At 40.6% G+C, this 17,224-nt stretch carries 15 protein-coding genes and 1 pseudogene; 11 read left to right on the top strand and 5 right to left on the bottom strand.

Annotated features, from left to right (window positions below; genetic code table 11):
• Positions 1-122: 122 nt before the first annotated feature.
• The 6 genes from dnaA (at position 123) to A3757_RS19740 (ending at position 8,373) form a co-directional block, all read left to right on the top strand.
• Positions 123-1,553 (top strand): chromosomal replication initiator protein DnaA, encoded by a 1,431-nt coding sequence (dnaA, locus tag A3757_RS19765; RefSeq protein ID WP_068553410.1) that lies wholly within the window; start codon positions 123-125, stop codon positions 1,551-1,553.
• 81 nt (positions 1,554-1,634) lie between these two features.
• Positions 1,635-2,738: a DNA polymerase III subunit beta gene (gene dnaN, locus A3757_RS19760; protein ID WP_068507320.1), complete on the top strand. Its 1,104-nt coding sequence runs from the start codon at positions 1,635-1,637 to the stop codon at positions 2,736-2,738.
• An 80-nt stretch (positions 2,739-2,818) separates the two neighbouring features.
• Positions 2,819-4,087, top strand: coding sequence for an AarF/ABC1/UbiB kinase family protein (locus A3757_RS19755; RefSeq protein ID WP_068553411.1), 1,269 nt, complete (start codon positions 2,819-2,821; stop codon positions 4,085-4,087).
• A gap of 57 nt (positions 4,088-4,144) precedes the next feature.
• Positions 4,145-5,275, top strand: coding sequence for a DNA replication/repair protein RecF (gene recF, locus A3757_RS19750; protein ID WP_068507325.1), 1,131 nt, complete (start codon positions 4,145-4,147; stop codon positions 5,273-5,275).
• Positions 5,276-5,303: 28 nt separating this feature from the next.
• Positions 5,304-7,727: a DNA topoisomerase (ATP-hydrolyzing) subunit B gene (gene gyrB / locus A3757_RS19745; protein ID WP_068553028.1), complete on the top strand. Its 2,424-nt coding sequence runs from the start codon at positions 5,304-5,306 to the stop codon at positions 7,725-7,727.
• Positions 7,720-8,373, top strand: a complete 654-nt coding sequence (locus tag A3757_RS19740; protein WP_068507328.1) for a TetR/AcrR family transcriptional regulator — start codon at positions 7,720-7,722, stop codon at positions 8,371-8,373. Before gyrB ends, A3757_RS19740 begins: the two co-directional genes overlap by 8 nt.
• 107 nt (positions 8,374-8,480) lie before the next feature.
• On the opposite strand, the gene A3757_RS19735 is transcribed toward A3757_RS19740, so the two are convergent.
• Positions 8,481-9,656, bottom strand: coding sequence for an FAD-binding oxidoreductase (locus A3757_RS19735; protein WP_068553027.1), 1,176 nt, complete (start codon positions 9,654-9,656; stop codon positions 8,481-8,483).
• Positions 9,649-11,175 (bottom strand): NAD(P)/FAD-dependent oxidoreductase, encoded by a 1,527-nt coding sequence (locus A3757_RS19730; RefSeq protein ID WP_068553026.1) that lies wholly within the window; start codon positions 11,173-11,175, stop codon positions 9,649-9,651. The genes A3757_RS19735 and A3757_RS19730 overlap by 8 nt, the downstream gene beginning before the upstream one ends.
• A 248-nt stretch (positions 11,176-11,423) precedes the next feature.
• Between A3757_RS19730 and A3757_RS19725 the strand changes: the two genes are divergently transcribed.
• A complete protein-coding gene (locus A3757_RS19725) occupies positions 11,424-11,972 on the top strand; it encodes a DUF2058 domain-containing protein (RefSeq protein WP_068510071.1) in 549 nt (182 codons plus the stop codon).
• On the opposite strand, the gene A3757_RS19720 is transcribed toward A3757_RS19725, so the two are convergent.
• The 3 genes from A3757_RS19720 to A3757_RS19710 form a co-directional block, all read right to left on the bottom strand.
• Complete coding sequence (locus A3757_RS19720) at positions 11,961-12,326, bottom strand: hypothetical protein (RefSeq protein ID WP_068553025.1); 366 nt, start codon at positions 12,324-12,326, stop codon at positions 11,961-11,963. The two genes, A3757_RS19725 and A3757_RS19720, sit on opposite strands and share 12 nt — an antisense overlap.
• Before the next feature lie 9 nt (positions 12,327-12,335).
• Entirely contained in the window at positions 12,336-13,373 is a 1,038-nt protein-coding gene (locus tag A3757_RS19715; protein ID WP_068553024.1) for an AraC family transcriptional regulator, read from the bottom strand.
• Positions 13,374-13,745: 372 nt separating this feature from the next.
• Complete coding sequence (locus A3757_RS19710) at positions 13,746-14,159, bottom strand: PilZ domain-containing protein (protein WP_068509978.1); 414 nt, start codon at positions 14,157-14,159, stop codon at positions 13,746-13,748.
• A gap of 126 nt (positions 14,160-14,285) precedes the next feature.
• Here A3757_RS19710 and A3757_RS19705 point away from each other — a divergent pair, with 126 nt between their 5' ends.
• The 4 genes and pseudogenes from A3757_RS19705 to A3757_RS19690 all read left to right on the top strand — a co-directional run.
• Positions 14,286-15,059 carry an alpha/beta fold hydrolase gene (locus tag A3757_RS19705; protein WP_068509979.1) on the top strand — a complete coding sequence of 258 codons (774 nt, stop codon included), beginning with the start codon at positions 14,286-14,288 and terminating at the stop codon, positions 15,057-15,059.
• 306 nt (positions 15,060-15,365) lie between these two features.
• The gene (locus tag A3757_RS25345; RefSeq protein ID WP_082865098.1) at positions 15,366-15,584 is read left to right on the top strand and encodes a hypothetical protein; all 219 of its coding nucleotides are present in this window, start codon (positions 15,366-15,368) and stop codon (positions 15,582-15,584) included.
• Between the two features lie 138 nt (positions 15,585-15,722).
• The gene (locus tag A3757_RS19695) at positions 15,723-16,745 is read left to right on the top strand and encodes an amino acid ABC transporter substrate-binding protein (protein ID WP_068509981.1); all 1,023 of its coding nucleotides are present in this window, start codon (positions 15,723-15,725) and stop codon (positions 16,743-16,745) included.
• A gap of 186 nt (positions 16,746-16,931) precedes the next feature.
• Positions 16,932-17,224, top strand: a pseudogene (locus tag A3757_RS19690) (amino acid ABC transporter permease); the annotation flags it as partial.

Raw genomic sequence — 17,224 nt, 5'->3', positions numbered from 1 at the left:
TTAACAGGCGGCTTATTAACCTAAAAATAGCGCTAGTAGTTACGACGTTTTACCGTTAAAATTCACCTTAATAAAAACGGTTGTATTTCCCCCCTTTCTAAATAATAGGAATAAAGTACCAAGTGCAAACTGAAGTCTGGTCTGAGTGCTTAGAAAAGCTAAAAGAAGAATTGCCTAGTCAGCAATATAATACTTGGTTAAGGCCGCTTCAGGGGGAGTGTGTTAACGGTATACTTCAATTATATGCACCGAACAAATTCGTATTGGATTGGGTTAAAGAAAAGTTCTTACAGCGTATAAACGACTTACTTAAAGATATGGGGCATGACAAAGTCATTTCTTCCGTCAATCTAAAAATTGGCAGTCTTAAAGAAGCTGATAATGGTACAAAGCTTAAAACTGAAGACAACAGAAGAAAGCCTAGCCCTGCTTCACCTAACCAACATAGTTCTCATAAGCCTCGCGAAAGTGGTCTGTCTTCATCGAAACCTGTTGAACGGCGGGTTGAAGTTGAAGGTTCAATTATAAAACACCAAAGCTTTTTAAATCCTAATTTTACTTTTGATACTTTTGTAGAAGGTAAATCTAACCAGTTAGCACGCGCTGCTTCTGTCCAGGTAGCAGAAAATCCAGGCGGAGCTTATAACCCTTTATTTCTTTATGGTGGTGTTGGTCTGGGTAAAACTCACTTGATGCATTCTGTCGGTAATGAAATCGTTAAGAAGAATCCTAATGCTAAGGTGGTTTACCTTCATTCCGAACGATTTGTTGCCGATATGGTTAAAGCTCTGCAGATTAATGCGATCAATGAATTCAAGCGATATTACCGATCTGTTGATGCTTTGCTAATCGATGATATTCAATTCTTTGCACGTAAAGAGCGTTCGCAAGAAGAGTTTTTCCATACTTTTAATGCCTTATTAGAAGGCGGTCAGCAAATGATATTGACCTGCGATCGCTACCCTAAAGAAATTGATAATATGGAAGAACGTTTGAAGTCTCGTTTTGGCTGGGGACTTACCGTTATGGTTGAGCCGCCTGAACTAGAAACCCGTGTTGCAATTTTGATGAAAAAAGCAGAGCAGACTAAGGTTAATCTTAGTAGTGAATCGGCTTTCTTTATTGCTCAAAAGATTCGCTCCAACGTTCGTGAGCTAGAAGGGGCTTTAAAACTAGTTGCTGCCAATGCTCATTTTACAGGCGAAGAGATTACTCCGGTTTTTATTCGTGAATGTCTAAAAGACTTGCTTGCTCTACATGACAAGCAAGTTAGTATAGAAAACATACAGCGAACTGTTGCTGAGTACTATAAAATAAAGGTAGCAGATTTGTTATCGAAGCGGCGTACCCGTTCAGTTACCAGACCCAGACAGATGGCTATGGCGCTTGCAAAAGAACTAACCAATCACAGCCTGCCTGAAATAGGCGATGCTTTCGGTGGCAGGGATCATACGACTGTTTTACATGCTTGTAAGAAGGTTGTTGAATTGAAGGATAATGACCCAGGTATTCGAGAAGACCACCATAACTTTATGAGAATTTTAACGACTTAAATAAGCGTTGGGTTCTCTTTAATTACTCATATACATGATAAATTACTAACAATACTCTAGATCTAAAAGAGCAGATAAAAAATGAAATTAACTATTACTCGTGAAGAAATCCTAAGTCCTCTTCAAATTATTTCGGGTGTTGTTGAGCGAAAGCAAACCATGCCTGTGCTTTCGAATATTTTGCTTGAAGCAGAACCAGGTAAAGTAGAATTAACCGGCACCAATATGGAGGTTGAGTTAGTTTGTACGCTTAATAGCGCCGCAGTCGAGACTGCTGGAAGAATTACCTTGCCTGCACGTAAGTTAGTAGATATTTGTCGCTCTTTACCAAATGATGCAGTGATTGAGCTAAGTCTGGAAGGTGAAAAGATGCACCTTCGTTCCGGTAAGAGCCACTTTACCTTAGCAACCTTGCCAGCAGATCAGTTTCCGAATACTGAAGAGTCTCCTCACGATATTGCTGTGAGTTTCATGCAGCGTGACTTTAAACAGATGCTTGACGCGACTTCTTTTGCGATGGCGCAACAGGATGTTCGCTACTACTTAAACGGCATGTTGTTAGAGCTAGGTAACCGTTACGTTCGTTTAGTTGCAACGGATGGGCATCGTCTCGCACTTTCATCTCTAGCAACAGATCTTGAGCGCGATACAGACAAGCAGGTGATTGTACCGAGAAAAGGTATTATTGAGCTCGGTCGTTTGTTATCTGACTCTGAAGACGAAGTGGTGCTTTCTATCGGTGAAAGCCATATATATTCACAGATAGGCAATTATAGATTCACTTCAAAATTGATCGATGGAAAGTTCCCTGACTATAACCGTGTTATTCCTAAGGGTGGTGACAAGGTTATGTATGCGGATAGAAGTTCGCTTAAGGATATGTTTACGCGAGCAAGTATTCTTTCACATGAAAATATTCGAGGAATTCAATTACATTTGTCTGAGAATCAATTGCAGGTGTTTGCTAATAATCCAGAGCACGAACAAGCTGAAGATTGTTTGGAAGTGGATTATCAGGGTGAAGATTTACAGATTGGATTCAATGTTAGCTATCTAATTGATGTTATGAATGTTTTGTCGAGTGAAAATATTCGAATGACGCTATTGAATGCAAATTCATCGGCTTTGATAGAGTCTTCAGAGAATGATGGAAACTTATACGTAATCATGCCGATGCGCTTATAGAGTAGGGCAGGGAAGACTCTAACAGGCGCTTCTTCATTATTAGCGTTGTAATTCAGATAGTAATATAAAAGGACAAAGCGATGGGATTGTTTACAGATACATTGAAGGGAACTTTTCGTATTGGTCAGACTACAGGCATTCTTGCTAAAACAGGTGCTCAATGGTTAATCGGTAAACGGCCACCCAATCCCAAGTTATTAAGATCTATTTTTGAAGACTTAGGTGCTACCTATATTAAGTTAGGGCAGTTTATCGCAAGTTCGCCTACTTTCTTTCCTCAAGATTACGTTGAAGAATTTCAAAACTGCTTAGATCGTACCCAGCCTTTTTCTTTTTCTGTGGCTCGAAAGATTATTGAAAATGAATTAGGTAAGCCTTTGAGTGCAGTTTATTCTTATGTTGACCCGGTTCCTTTAGCATCCGCTTCTATTGCTCAGGTTCATGCTGCCAAGCTTGTATCGGGTGAAGATGTAGTGATCAAAATTCAAAAGCCAGGTGTTGAGAATGTATTGCTTACAGACCTTAACTTTCTCTATGTCTCAGCGAGAATTATTGAACATCTGGCACCAAAGCTATCATGGACATCTATGTCTGGTGTCGTTGAAGAAATTCAGCGCACAATGATGGAAGAGTGTGATTTTATAAAAGAAGCAAATAACCTAGATGAGTTTAGCGAGTTTTTGCATAGTGCTGGCCACGAGGATGTTTGCGTTCCTAAAGTTTATCGAAGCGCTAGCTCGAGACGAGTTCTGACAATGGAACGTTTTTATGGTGTATCGCTAACTGATTTGGATACAATTCGTAAATACTGCTCCGATCCCGAAAAGACATTGATCACAGCAATGAATACCTGGTTCTCTAGTTTGACGCAGTGTGCCTTTTTCCACGCTGATGTTCATGCAGGTAACTTAATGGTTCTCGAAGATGGTCGTATCGGCTTTATCGACTTTGGTATTGTAGGTCGTATTAACCCTGGCACCTGGGAAGCTGTTTCAGACTTTATATCAGCGATTATGATTGGAAACTTTGAGGGTATGGCTGATGCGATGATTCGCATTGGTGTCACAGATAAAGATGTCATTGTTGATGACTTAGCAAACGATTTACGTCGAGTGTTTAATAAACTAGATGTGATGGTCCCCGATACAGCGATGTTCGAGACGCAGGGTGAAGATGATATTAATAATGTGCTAATGGATATGGTTAAGGTTGGTGAGCAGAATGGTATCCACTTCCCTAGAGAATTTGCTTTGTTATTAAAGCAATTTTTGTATTTCGATCGCTATGTTCATATATTAGCGCCTGAGCTAGATATGTTTGTTGATGATCGACTGAATATGCTTCATTAGAATATGGCACATCATTTATGGTTCTATGTCCTTTTTCGTAGAGCCTTTAGTTAATTTATGTCCTTATCGTCAATATCAATAAAGAGCGTTCGAAACCTCCACGATCTGAGTGTTTCTTTTAGTAAGTCTTTAAATTTTATCTGGGGCGAAAATGCATCGGGTAAAACCAGCTTACTTGAGTCAATTTATTTACTCTCTACAGGGCGCTCTTTCCGTACCCGCCATATCGATAATATTATAAATAGTGACGCCAAGAGTAGAGAGCTGATTGTCTTCGGCAAAGTTAATACCTCAAAGCAAAATGAAGAAGCTACGCCCATTGGTGTCAGAAAGTCGACCCTCCAGGGTTCCGAGATTAAAATTTCCGGCCAATCAATAAAGAGTGCAGCAATTCTAGCGAAACTAACACCGGTTCTGATGGTTGAACCTCAAAGTTTCGATTTACTTACTGGTCCTCCAAAAGTTAGACGGCAGTTTATAGATTGGGGAGTGTTCCACGTGGAACATGAATTCTCTTTTTTGTGGAACGATTATATTAATTGTCTAAAACAGCGGAATAGTCTACTCCGAACTGCTAAAATAGACCTACTTCAACTAAAAGTATGGGATAAGCGTATATCGCTCTTAGGAGAGCAAATAACGCAGCATAGAATCGAATTTATGGATAGGTTTCGAGTTACCTTCGAAACTGTATTGGCCGGACTGGGTTTAAACGAACAAAGTGAGATAGGATTAAAATACTTTCAAGGCTGGGATAAGAGTAAAAGCCTGGCAGAAATGTTAGACCAAAATCGTTCGAAAGATATAGAAAAAAAGTATACCCAGTATGGACCACATCGGGCTGATCTTAAGCTTAGAATAAGTGGTAAGAATGTGAGTGAATTTTTATCTCGTGGGCAACAGAAGTTATTGATAATTGCCTTATATATCGCTCATGTAAAATGCCTAAAAGAATTAAACGATTCGCAGACTCTCGTCTTGATAGACGATATTGCCGCGGAGCTAGATAGTAAGAATATCGATATAATTCTCTCTAATTTGTTAGAGTTGGACGCACAAGTAATGTGTACAGTTTTAGATCGAGAGATACCCCGAGATTATTTAGATAAGCATCGGTCAGATTGTAAAATGTTCCACGTGGAACATGGCCGTATTCATGAATATGATTATCAAGAAAAACAAATATAGTACCTGAAATATTAGGAGCAAAAGCTGAATGAGTGAAACTGAAAATAACTATGATTCTTCAAGTATTAAGGTACTAAAAGGCTTAGACGCGGTAAGAAAAAGACCAGGAATGTATATTGGTGATACCGATGATGGTACCGGTCTTCATCATATGGTTTTCGAAGTTGTTGATAACTCGATCGATGAAGCGCTTGCTGGTCATTGCGATACGATTGATGTTGTTATCCATCTTGATAATTCAATTTCGGTATCTGATAACGGGCGTGGTATTCCTACAGAGATTCACGAGGAAGAGGGGGTTTCTGCAGCCGAAGTTATTCTGACAGTATTACACGCTGGTGGTAAGTTCGATGATAACTCCTACAAAGTATCCGGTGGTTTGCACGGTGTTGGTGTATCGGTTGTAAATGCTTTATCCGAAAAGCTTAAGTTAACGATACGCAGAGAAGGCAAAATATACGAGCAAGAGTATACCCACGGTGTGCCTGATTACTCCCTTAAAGAGGTGGGTCATTCTGAGACGACGGGAACGATGGTGACCTTCAAACCAAGTTCAGAAACTTTCACTCAGACTGAGTATCACTATGATCAACTCGCAAAGCGCTTGAGAGAACTGTCATTTTTGAATTCCGGCGTACGGATTCATTTAAAAGACGAACGTAGTGATAAAGAAGACCTATTCGAATTTGAAGGTGGTTTATCGTCATTTGTTGAGTACTTGAATCATAACAAAACGACTGTAAACGACATGTTCCACTTTAATATTATGCATGAAGCAACAGGGGTTGGCGTAGAAGTCGCTATGCAGTGGAACGACACTTATCAGGAAAACATCTTCTGCTATACCAACAATATTCCACAGCGAGACGGTGGAACGCATATGGCGGGTTTCCGTGGTGCACTAACTCGTACATTGAATAACTATATCGAGAATGAAGGTCTAGGTAAGAAAGAAAAGGTTTCAACAACAGGGGACGATGCGCGAGAAGGCTTAACCGCAATTGTTTCGGTTAAAGTTCCCGATCCAAAGTTCAGCTCGCAAACTAAAGATAAGTTAGTATCGAGCGAAGTAAAGACAGCTGTTGAACAAGAAATGGCTGCTAAGTTTGCAGACTATTTGTTAGAGCAGCCACAACAAGCCAAGAACCTGGTTGGTAAGATGCTTGATGCGGCAAGAGCTAGAGAAGCAGCACGAAAAGCGAGAGAAATGACTCGACGTAAAGGTGCGCTAGATATTGCTGGTTTGCCTGGGAAATTGGCAGATTGTCAGGAGAAAGACCCAGCGCTTTCCGAACTATACATAGTGGAGGGTGACTCAGCGGGCGGATCAGCCAAACAGGGCCGGGACAGAAAAACACAGGCAATACTGCCACTGAAAGGTAAGATATTAAACGTTGAAAAAGCACGCTTTGATAAGATGCTATCTTCTGCAGAGGTTGGCACCTTAATTACAGCCTTAGGTTGTGGTATTGGGCGAGAAGAGTACAACATCGAGAAACTCCGTTATCACAGCATCATTATCATGACTGATGCGGATGTCGATGGTTCTCATATTAGAACCTTATTATTGACGTTCTTTTTCCGTCAGATGCGAGAGATTATAGAACGTGGTCATATTTTTATTGCTATGCCTCCTTTATATAAAGTTAAGAAGGGCAAGCAGGAGCAGTACCTGAAAGACGAAGCTGCCTTAGAACAATACCTGACCCAGTCAGCTTTAGATGATACTCATTTATATGTTGATGAGGGAACACCCTCAATCTCTGGCCAAGGTTTAGAAACCTTAGTTGGTCAATATCGTGAAGTAGAAACCATTATTTCTAAGCTTGCCCGTTCTTATCCGTTACTTGTACTGGAAACTTTGCTTAAAGTAAGCGCGCTGAATAAAGAAGATCTTAAAGAGAAAGCGAAAGTTTCGGCTTGGGTTGAAGAAATACAGCCTTTGCTTGGTATTGATACCAAGACAGGTATGAACTATGTATTTGGTATTTCTCACGACGAAGAAAAAGACCTGTACTTACCAAAAGTTGATGTATTTGTGCACGGTATATCAACTGAGTATATCTTCAGTGAAGAGTTCATTGAGTCAGCTGGTTATGAAAAAATTGTCACGATGGCGAAGTCTCTTGAAGGTATTTTCAGTGAGAATAGCTTTATTAAGCGTGGTGAAAAACAGTTTGCGATCACTGATTTTAAGCAAGGTTTAGAGGTTCTAATGAAGGAAGCTCAGCGTGGTCTTTATATTCAGCGATATAAAGGTCTAGGTGAGATGAACCCTGAGCAGCTCTGGGAAACAACGATGGACCCAGAAAGTCGCCGTATGATGAAAGTAAATATCGAAGATGCGGTTGCCGCTGATCAGATCTTTACGACCTTAATGGGTGATGAAGTTGAACCAAGACGAGACTTTATTCAGACAAATGCTTTGGAAGTAACAAACCTGGATGTCTAGTTCTAAGTCCCAAGGTGACGCCTCAATTAGTGCTGAAAGTAAGCCATATCACCATGGTGACTTGAAGACGGCATTAGTTGAGTCAGCTAAAGACATATTAAAAATTAAAGGCGTAGATGCTCTATCTTTAAGAGCCATTGCCGCAGAAGTAGGGGTGTCGCATATGGCACCTTATACTCACTTTAAGAACAAGAAAGAGCTCTTACAAGCTATCGCTGCATCAGGCTTCGATGACCTAACTAAACGCTTGATAGATATTAAGAAGAGCTATACTGATCCATGGGATTTGGTATTTAACTACGGCGTCGCCTACGTTCAGTTTGCCGTAGAAAACCCTGCAATTTATAGACTAATGCTGAGCCAGGCTGATACTGGTGGTCGTCGAAACAAGCTCGAAGCCTCAGCGAATCCAGAGATATCCCCTGTCCTCGAAATTAGTTCTCAAAAGCCTTTTAAAATACTTAGACAAGCATTTGAGCATGGCAATGTTGAGTCCAAGCATGTAACGGCTAGAGCCCTGAGTGCATGGTCGATGGTTCACGGCATGTCAGCTTTAATTATTGATGGCCATATTCGTATACCTGGGGATATGAGCATTAGTGAATTCTTTGCTCAGGCAGTTTCACCGAAAATGATGAAGTTATAATTAATTGATCTGATTCATTGATGGGGTAGGGAAGGACAAACTCTAGTTAAAATTAGGTACCAGTTTGAAGACCTTAACCGGTACCTAATTTGGCTTTTGGGTTTTCTTTATATAGAGATCTCTATATCGCTTGTTGGAAAAGCAACGCATGAATGAATCCAAGAAAATTTACGATCTGATTTACGTAGCTTGGATTCATGAGGGTTAAATACTTCTCCGCTTATTAGCTTAACGCGACATAAACTGCACTCACCAGAGCGGCAAGCATTCTCGGTGCTTAGGCCATAACGTTCGAGACTATTCAGCAGAGGTTCACCTGACTTTGCAACAAAACTTCCTTTACCTTGTACTGTGATAGTTACCTCTTTTTCAATAGAAGTATCTTCAGGCCAGTGTGCTTGTGTTTCAGGTTTCTTAGGAGGGCCGTTTAGCTCTACAAGCATACGACGCTCTTTTACACCTAAGTTTTTAAGTATTTCGACACAGCTTTCATTAAAGGGTGTTGGGCCGCATATGTAAAACATCTTTGAGCTTAAGTTGCTCAGTGAAGATGAAACAAGCTCTTCAGTAACACGTCCGCCGATGCCTTGATAACTTTCACTTGGCCTTGAGATTAATTCTGTAAGTTTTATATTGTGATTCTGTTTGGCACAGGAGCGAATTTCCTTTGCGAATATTACATCCTCCTCGAAACTATTGCTGTAGATAATATGCATGGTATGAGGGAGATCTTTAGCGATGATATGTTTGATCATACTACGTGCAGGTGCAATCCCGGATCCGCCAGCGAAGAATACTAGATCATTACCATGGAATAGTGGATTATGATGAAAGCTTCCCATTGGGCCGGTGCTAGTAAGCTCTTGACCAGGCTTCAGATCATCAACTAAATAATGGCTAACGAAACCGCTATGAGCCTTTTTAACGGTCAGGTCATAATAGTCTCGTTCAGTGGGAGAGGAAGACATCGCATAAGGTCTGGCAGTTGGCGAACCATTTATCTCAACAAAAACGTTAATATACTGACCTGCTTGAAAAGGGGGAAGGTAACCATCAAGTGCTTTGACACGAATAGTATTCGTGGATGGCGTATCAGTAAAAATATCGGTAACAAGTAAACGAAGGCGTTTAGGATGTAGACTGTCGATAGTCTTTTGCGTAGCACCTTTCTCTTCGCTAAAGTCGCTTCCACTAAGCTCTATCTCGGTTTTCTTTTTTACGGCTTCAACGTAGCCAACGACACCATCTAATACGTTTTGTTCTGCGCTGCGATTTTTATGCATGTTGAGCCTCCGTTTGTGACTTTTTAATTTTACGCAATATACTTTTTGCCGTTGATTCACCGGCCATATAGGTCGGTTGAAAACCTCCTTGCGCTGTCCAACTTCCTGCGGAATACAAACCTTCAATACCACTCAATTGGTCGCGTAATAAGAGAGAATCCTGAATATGTTGTTTAAAGCCATAAATAGCGCCGTCAGGTGAGTTCAAATAACGCATCATAGTTAAAGGAGTCGCTACCTCAGCAACTTCAATATACTGGCTGAGATTTGGGTAAGCCTTTTCAACATGATCAATGAGCTTTTGTGCGTAGTCATACTTTGCTTCAGCATAATCTTCAGGGCTAAGTGCTTGCCATGCTTCGCCGTATTGAAGTGCTACAAGAGTTATGACGCTTTTTCCCTTGGGGGCCAAATCTTCGTCAATGAAGTTGTAGCAGGTGACCATTCCCCATTTCGGTGCGGTCATTTTATATAGTTCTGTTTCGTCAATATCCTGGTTGTCACCATCAATTACGAAGGTAGCGGCAGATGTAATACCGATATCCTCTGGCTTACAATCTAAACCTAAATACAAGCAAACAGCAGAAACACCTTTGCGTCTAGATTTAAAATCTTGTTGGATCTGAATAGGTGGCTTTTCAAGATCGAGGAGTTCATTGAAGGTGATCAGTGGGCTGGCGTTCGAAACAACATAATTACAGCTTACGGTTTGGCCATCTTCGAGTGTAATAGCATGAACCTTATTATCAGCGGTATGTATTTTCTTCGCACCACAACTAAACTTTACGCACCCTCCGGCTTCAACAAACGAATCGATAATTGCGCTAGAAACACTCTGAGATCCACCCTTAAAGTGCCAAGGTTTGAAGGTACAATAGGCGAAAAGCATTCCAATAAATTCTGCAAACACTAATTCATTGGTTGGGATACCGACATAACTCCAATAGGGAGTGATCGTATTGATCAGTTCTTTATTGCTGAAGAATTCATTCAATACTTCATCGGTAGTTCTTAAACCGTAGGCAGCAAAGTGTTTACATTGAGACTCTAATAGCTTTTCGTCATTACTACGCCTAACCTGTTGCAAGGCCATGTAATACTCCATAGCAACCTTGCTTCCTAGATCAAAGAAGCGGGTGATAGCATCACTGTCATCAGGAAAATTTTGTTTTAGAACTTTTTGAATGCCTGACCAACTCGCGGGAAGTGTAATATCTTGTTTCCCTGGGACAATTAATCGATATAGCTCCTCTTCCTGAACCAGTTCAACTTTATCGAGTACATCCAAATCCTTGAACATTTTTCTCATAAGGAAAGGTCTGTCTTCTGTCCCAACGCCACTTAACTGATGCAAAGCGACTTCAAATTCGAAATCTCCGCGGACGAAAGATGTACCGCATCCACCCGGAACATTATGGCGCTCAACAAGTAAGGTGTTACATCCATTCTTTTGCAGTGTCGCGGCAGCGGTTAGTCCGCCATTTCCTGCGCCAATCACTACTGCATCATAGTGTTTCATTGTTTTAAGTTCTCCACGTTTATATAAAATGCCAAGAAAATACTAGTACTAACAAAGTATCTAAACTTTACAGTGTAAGTGTACTTTACCCAGCAATATTTACATTGTAAAGTTTAGGGGTCGTAAATTGTATGTTTTATTTGCAAAGGCGCATTCAAAATCATGCTAGAAATCTAGGTTTAGAGCGAATTATGATAGTATTTATCTTATTCGAAGTAACATCTAAACATCGTTCAAGAGAGGGTTTGATGGCAAAGTCATTACAAGAGCAACTATTAGGTGCTGGCCTGGTAGATAAGAAAAAAGCAAAAAATATTCAAAAAGAGAAACGTGTTCAACGTAAGCAAACTCCAAAAGGCCAAGCAGTACAAAACGAAGCCGAAGCGCGAATAGCTCAGCAGAAAAAAGAAAAAGCTGAAAGAGACAAAGCACTGAATCAGGCGAAGCTGGAAGAGCAGAATCGAAAAGCAATTAAGGCTCAGGTAAAACAATTAATTGAAATGAACACCGTACCTAGTGAAGGTGACGATATTGGATTTCAATTTGCTGTCGATAAAAAGATCAAAAAGGTCTATATATCAGAACAGCAACAAACTCATTTATTGAAAGGCAGGTTAGCAATAGCCAATTTAGATGAAAGTTTTATCTTAATACCAGCAACAGCGGCCACTAAAATAATAGAGAGAGATGAGGCAGCGATTGTCTACCACATGGAGAAGTCACAGCCGCAAGATACAGAAATAGAAGAAGATGATCCGTATAAAGATTATCAAATACCTGATGACTTAATGTGGTAAACCTATGATCTGAGGTGCTGGTTTGTGGCATTTAGCATGCCCTTGAACCAGTTCTTCATAAATAGCCTTGAACTCGCTGCCGATAAGCTTTTGTAGAGGGAATTTTTCTTTTTCAAGACGAAACTCGACATTACCGGGAAAGAATATAAAAGTGAGGTAGGCTCCTTTCACTGAAATGAGTTCGGAAATGCCTTTATGGGATGTGTACTTGCATAATTCCTCGATATTTTCACTAGCGGGTGTTTTAGTCTTCTGTTCAACATGCTTCTTTGCGATTGGTGCCTTTAAGTGACTCAAGCTTGTACAAGCATCAAGTGTCAGCGCAGTCAGAAGGATAAAGAGAAGTCTTAGCATGCTTGTATACTATTCCTGGGGTCGAGATTTAAGATATTTTGCGGGAGAAATTCCGGTCCAGCGTTTAAAAGCACGGCTAAAGGCGCTAAGTTCAGAAAAGCCGAGCAAAAAAGCAATGTCGCTTAGACTATGTTTGCCTTTATTTAAATATGCGTAGGCCTTTTCTTCACGCACTTCATCAAGCAGGTCATGAAAGGAAATTCCTTCTGATTTAAGACGTCGATATAGCGTGTGTCGACTCATATTCATTCTTTTTGCGATATTTTCAGCATCTACCTTATCTTTGGAAAGCTGGCTTTCAAGGGTAGTCTTTACCGAGTCGGTAAAGCTGATCGCGGGTAGAATTTTTCTAGAAAGCGACTCTATATGTTTAATCAATAATTTATAAAGATAAGGGCTACGCCTGGGTAGCTTGTAGTTGAGATAACACTTCTTAAAAATGAGTGTGCTGTGGCTCTGGTTAAATCGAAGAGGGCAACGGAATATTTTTTTAAACTCAGAAATATCACCCGGTGCAGGGTGTTGAAAATGAACGGCTTCCAAATCGAGCTTTCGATTAATATGGTCTTGGACCCGTAATACTGACAACGCAAGTGTATGCTCTATATCGGCTGAGCAGTAAACCTCATTGTAGTCACAGACATATTCCAGATAAGTAAACTTATCATCATTGTGAATTTCAATATGCATGCCTTCATTAACCAAAGAATAGTAGCGTTGGTATTGTTGAAGTCCTTCATAGAGGGTTGGGCTATTAAAGAAAATGTGTGCAACTAAACCCATTTCTTCATTATGGGGATTCTGAGCGAGTTTAAGGCCAAGACGCTCGTCGGAGGTATAGGAAAGCGCAAGAGACCATAACGCATGATAAGCAGAGATATTTAGTCGGAAGTCTGCTAACTCAAGCTCGTGTAGTTCACAGGCCAAGGTAGAAATCAAAAGCTCGTTATTGATACCTTTTTGAATAAGATATTCGCACAATACTTTCGCGGTTGAGGAGTTTACGAACAAGTTTTTGACCCGGGACTTGCCAGACTTAATTGTCATTTAGCTTTCCTTTCCCTAACCGTGACTAAAGATACCTATTGTAGTAATTAAACCAAAGCTGTGTATTAATTACTGTTAATTAGGAATGCTACAGTCAGTCAAAAAGGTGGCACATATCGTCAAGAACAGGCATTCGGTCTGCTATATATTACACACACTGTCCTTTAGGAGTTGTACAGTAAACGAATTACAAACTTATACTAGCGGTGTTATTGACGGGGAACCACTATGGAATACGAAGTTTTTGTACCACAAAATGAAAATGAAAAAGAAAATTGTTCTGAGCTAGCAAATTATCTGAACAGTATGTTTTTTTGCTAAGTAGATTAAGAGGTTCAAGAAAAGGCGCGAAGTGCGCCTTTTTTTATTACACTAAACTGCTTTCAAACGCTGCTTTATTGCGTTATTTCTCTCAAGCATATCTCTAATGCGTGTTAGTTGGCTAAGGTTATCGCCGCTTTGCTTAGACTGGTTTGAAAAGACCAAGCCGACTCGCCACGAAGTATCGTCATTATCCATCCTTACCTTATTTACAATCTTTGCCTCAATTTGATTAACTTTTAGCTCCCCCATGTCCATATTCAAAACGAGGCGCAAACTTAGCTTGCTTCCGAGTTCTGGTTCACTGGGTACAGCCAGAGCAAGGCCAAGGAGATTGAAATCGAGAACATCTAAATCAAGCCAGCTAGAAAATAGACCTTGTTTAGTTTTGATTTGTGCCACGAGTTCTGCGGCGGGGACGCGTCGGTTACGACGATTTTCTTTAGGGTGGAGCTCTACAATCATTAAAAAATATACCTTACTACGTATCACAGTTTAGAAGTGAAAAGCATTTAATTAGTCAGATTAGGATACATATGAGAATATGCCATGAGCTCTTGGTGATAATGTGAACTGATTAAAAAAAATACAATGACTAAACTATATTCGCGCATAAGAGGGGAAGGTTTCCCCGTATTGATCCTTCACGGCCTGTTTGGCTCGTCAGATAATTTAGGCAGTGTTGCAACGGCCTTGGCAAGTAAGTTTAAAACCCATGCTATTGACCTGAGAAACCATGGTCGTTCGTTTCATCGCGAAGAGATGAACTATGAGCTTATGGCAGAAGATGTGATCGAATATATGAATGATCAAGGTATTGATATCGCATATGTGCTTGGACATTCCATGGGTGGAAAAGTCGCTATGAGTCTAGCCCTGCACCAGCAAAAACGAATAAAGGCCGTGATCGTTGCCGATATATCGCCTGTTCGGTATGAGGGACATCACGATGAAATATTTGCTGGTTTATTTGCTTTGCTAGAGTCAGATATCGTAAGTCGAAAGGAAGCAGATTCTTTGCTAGCGGAATTTGTTCCAGAGCAGGGGGTGAGGCAATTTTTACTAAAGAATCTAAAAGCCAAGCCCGGTGGAGGTTTCGATCTAAAAGTAAATCTCAACGCCATCCATCAAAATTACCATCATATTCTGGATGGACAGCATGCTGAAAAACCTTTTTTAGGGGAAGTGCTCTTCATTGCTGGCGAAGCATCAGACTATATACAGGCCGCCCATAAAGAAAAAGTAGTGAGCTTATTTCCCTTTGCAAAAGTCCGAATCATTCCAAAAGCCAGTCACTGGTTACATGCAGAAAAACCGGAAACCTTTATAGGAATATGTGAACGTTTTCTTACGGGTATCGACTAGACTATACATAACAACACTAGAAAGGTAGTTATGAGTTTACCAACAATAATAGATATTGAAGCTTCAGGCTTAGGAAAGGGCTCTTATCCAATCGAAGTAGGTTTTATTTCAGGTAAGGGAGAAACGGGCTGTACCCTGATAAAACCATTAGCTCATTGGACGAAATAGAACCGGGACGCCGAAGCGCTTCATGGAATATCCCAAGAGCTATTAAAAGAAAAAGGGCGAGATATTGTTAGCGTTGCCCAGTGGCTTAACCACAACCTTGCAGGTCAGACCATATATTCAGATGGCTGGGCTAATGACATGTGCTGGCTGGGTCAGTTATTTGATAAAGCTGAATGTATACAAGCCTTTCGAATTGAATCTTTACTCTCATTGCTTAGCCAGGAAGAACGAGAACAATGGACACCCGTCCACGACAAAGTTATTGAATTAGCAGGTCTGGCGCGTCATCGGGCCAGTGCAGATGCAAAAATGATTCAGGATACTTATGCAGAATTAAAAGGCTTGCCCAGAAATTAACGAACTCGTGATATTTAATCGATTATAACAATGGATCCGGAAATAGGAGTTCAATCTTGCTTTGGATCTATGTTAATCTCAAATGCTACCGTGTAATGCTGTCACGGGAGAATACAACTATATAAAGGGGTTAGGATAATGAAACTTAATAAATTGACCGCTGGTATTGCGATCGTGGCAGTAGGGTTAACTGCACAACAAAGTTATGCAAGTTCAACACTTGATGCAGTAAAAAAGAAAGGTATGGTAAGTTGTGGCGTGAGTGTCGGTTTAGCGGGCTTTTCACAAAAAGACGAGAAAGGGCAGTGGAGCGGACTGGATGTAGATGTTTGTCGTTCGGTTGCTGCAGCGGTTTTAGGCGATGCAGATAAAGTAACTTATCGCCCACTCACTGCAAAAGAACGCTTTGAAGCACTAAAAAGTGGCGAGGTAGATATTTTGTCTCGTAATACTACTTGGACTCATACACGTGACACATCACTAGGTTTGAACTTTGCTGGTGTAAACTACTACGATGGCCAAGGCTTTATGGTATCCAAAAAGCTAGGTGTTAAAAGTGCATTAGAGCTCGATGGAGCATCTGCCTGTATTCAGGCAGGTACCACCACTGAATTGAACATGGCTGACTACTTCCGTGCAAATGGTATGAAGTACACAGCAGTTACATATGATACTTCAGATCAGACTCGTGCAGGCTTTGAAAGCGGCCGTTGTGACGTATTAACCTCTGATCAATCACAATTATATTCGATTCGTATCGGCCTAAAAGACCCTTCTTCAGCAATGGTTTTGCCTGAAGTTATTTCAAAAGAACCATTAGGCCCAGTGGTTAGACAGGGTGATGATGGTTGGTTCAATATCGTTAAGTGGACAATGAACGCCTTGATAGAAGCAGAATTCTTAGGTGTTAACAGTACAAATGTAGATCAGGCTAAAGCTGAAGGTAACCCGGCTCAAAAACGTTTGATGGGTTCTGAGGGTGATGCTGGTGAGAAGCTTGGTTTGGAAGCCGGTTGGGCCTATAACATCGTTAAGCAGGTAGGTAACTACGGCGAGTCGTTTGAGCGTAATGTTGGTATGGACTCACCTCTTAAAATTTCACGTGGTTTGAATGCCCAGTGGAACAAAGGTGGTATTCTGTATTCCCCACCTGTTCGATAATACAGGTTGGCTTCTTGTAAGCATAAGATTAGACAGCTTGTTTAGTAGCAGGCTGTTTAATCCAGTAGCTAGAAAATTCTCAAATAATAAGTTAGCGCTTACTAAGTCTAGAAGCTGAGTAAAAAAATGGCTCGCTTTATAGGTAGCTAACAGCATTCTTTTGGAAATAATTTGTAAGGCCATATTATGTCTTCAGATCCGGAGTCCGAACACTTAAAGCTTAAGTCGGGTTCATTTATAAATAACCCTCGTAACAGGGCGATTATTTATCAATTAATCCTGGTTTTCGCACTTGGCTACTTTTTCTATTCGATTGTTTCCAATGCAATCGCCAATATGGAAGCTCGAGGAATAAAAAGCGGTTTCGGCTTTTTATTTACTACCGCAGGCTTCGATATCTTAATGTCCTTGATTCCTTACGATGCGACACATACCTACGGGAAAACATTTATCGTAGGTTTGCTTAATACGATTATGGT

Source organism: Oleiphilus sp. HI0117, assembly GCF_001635235.1.
Note: the sequence above shows the minus strand (reverse complement) of the source record. Positions and strands in the feature narration are given on the sequence as shown.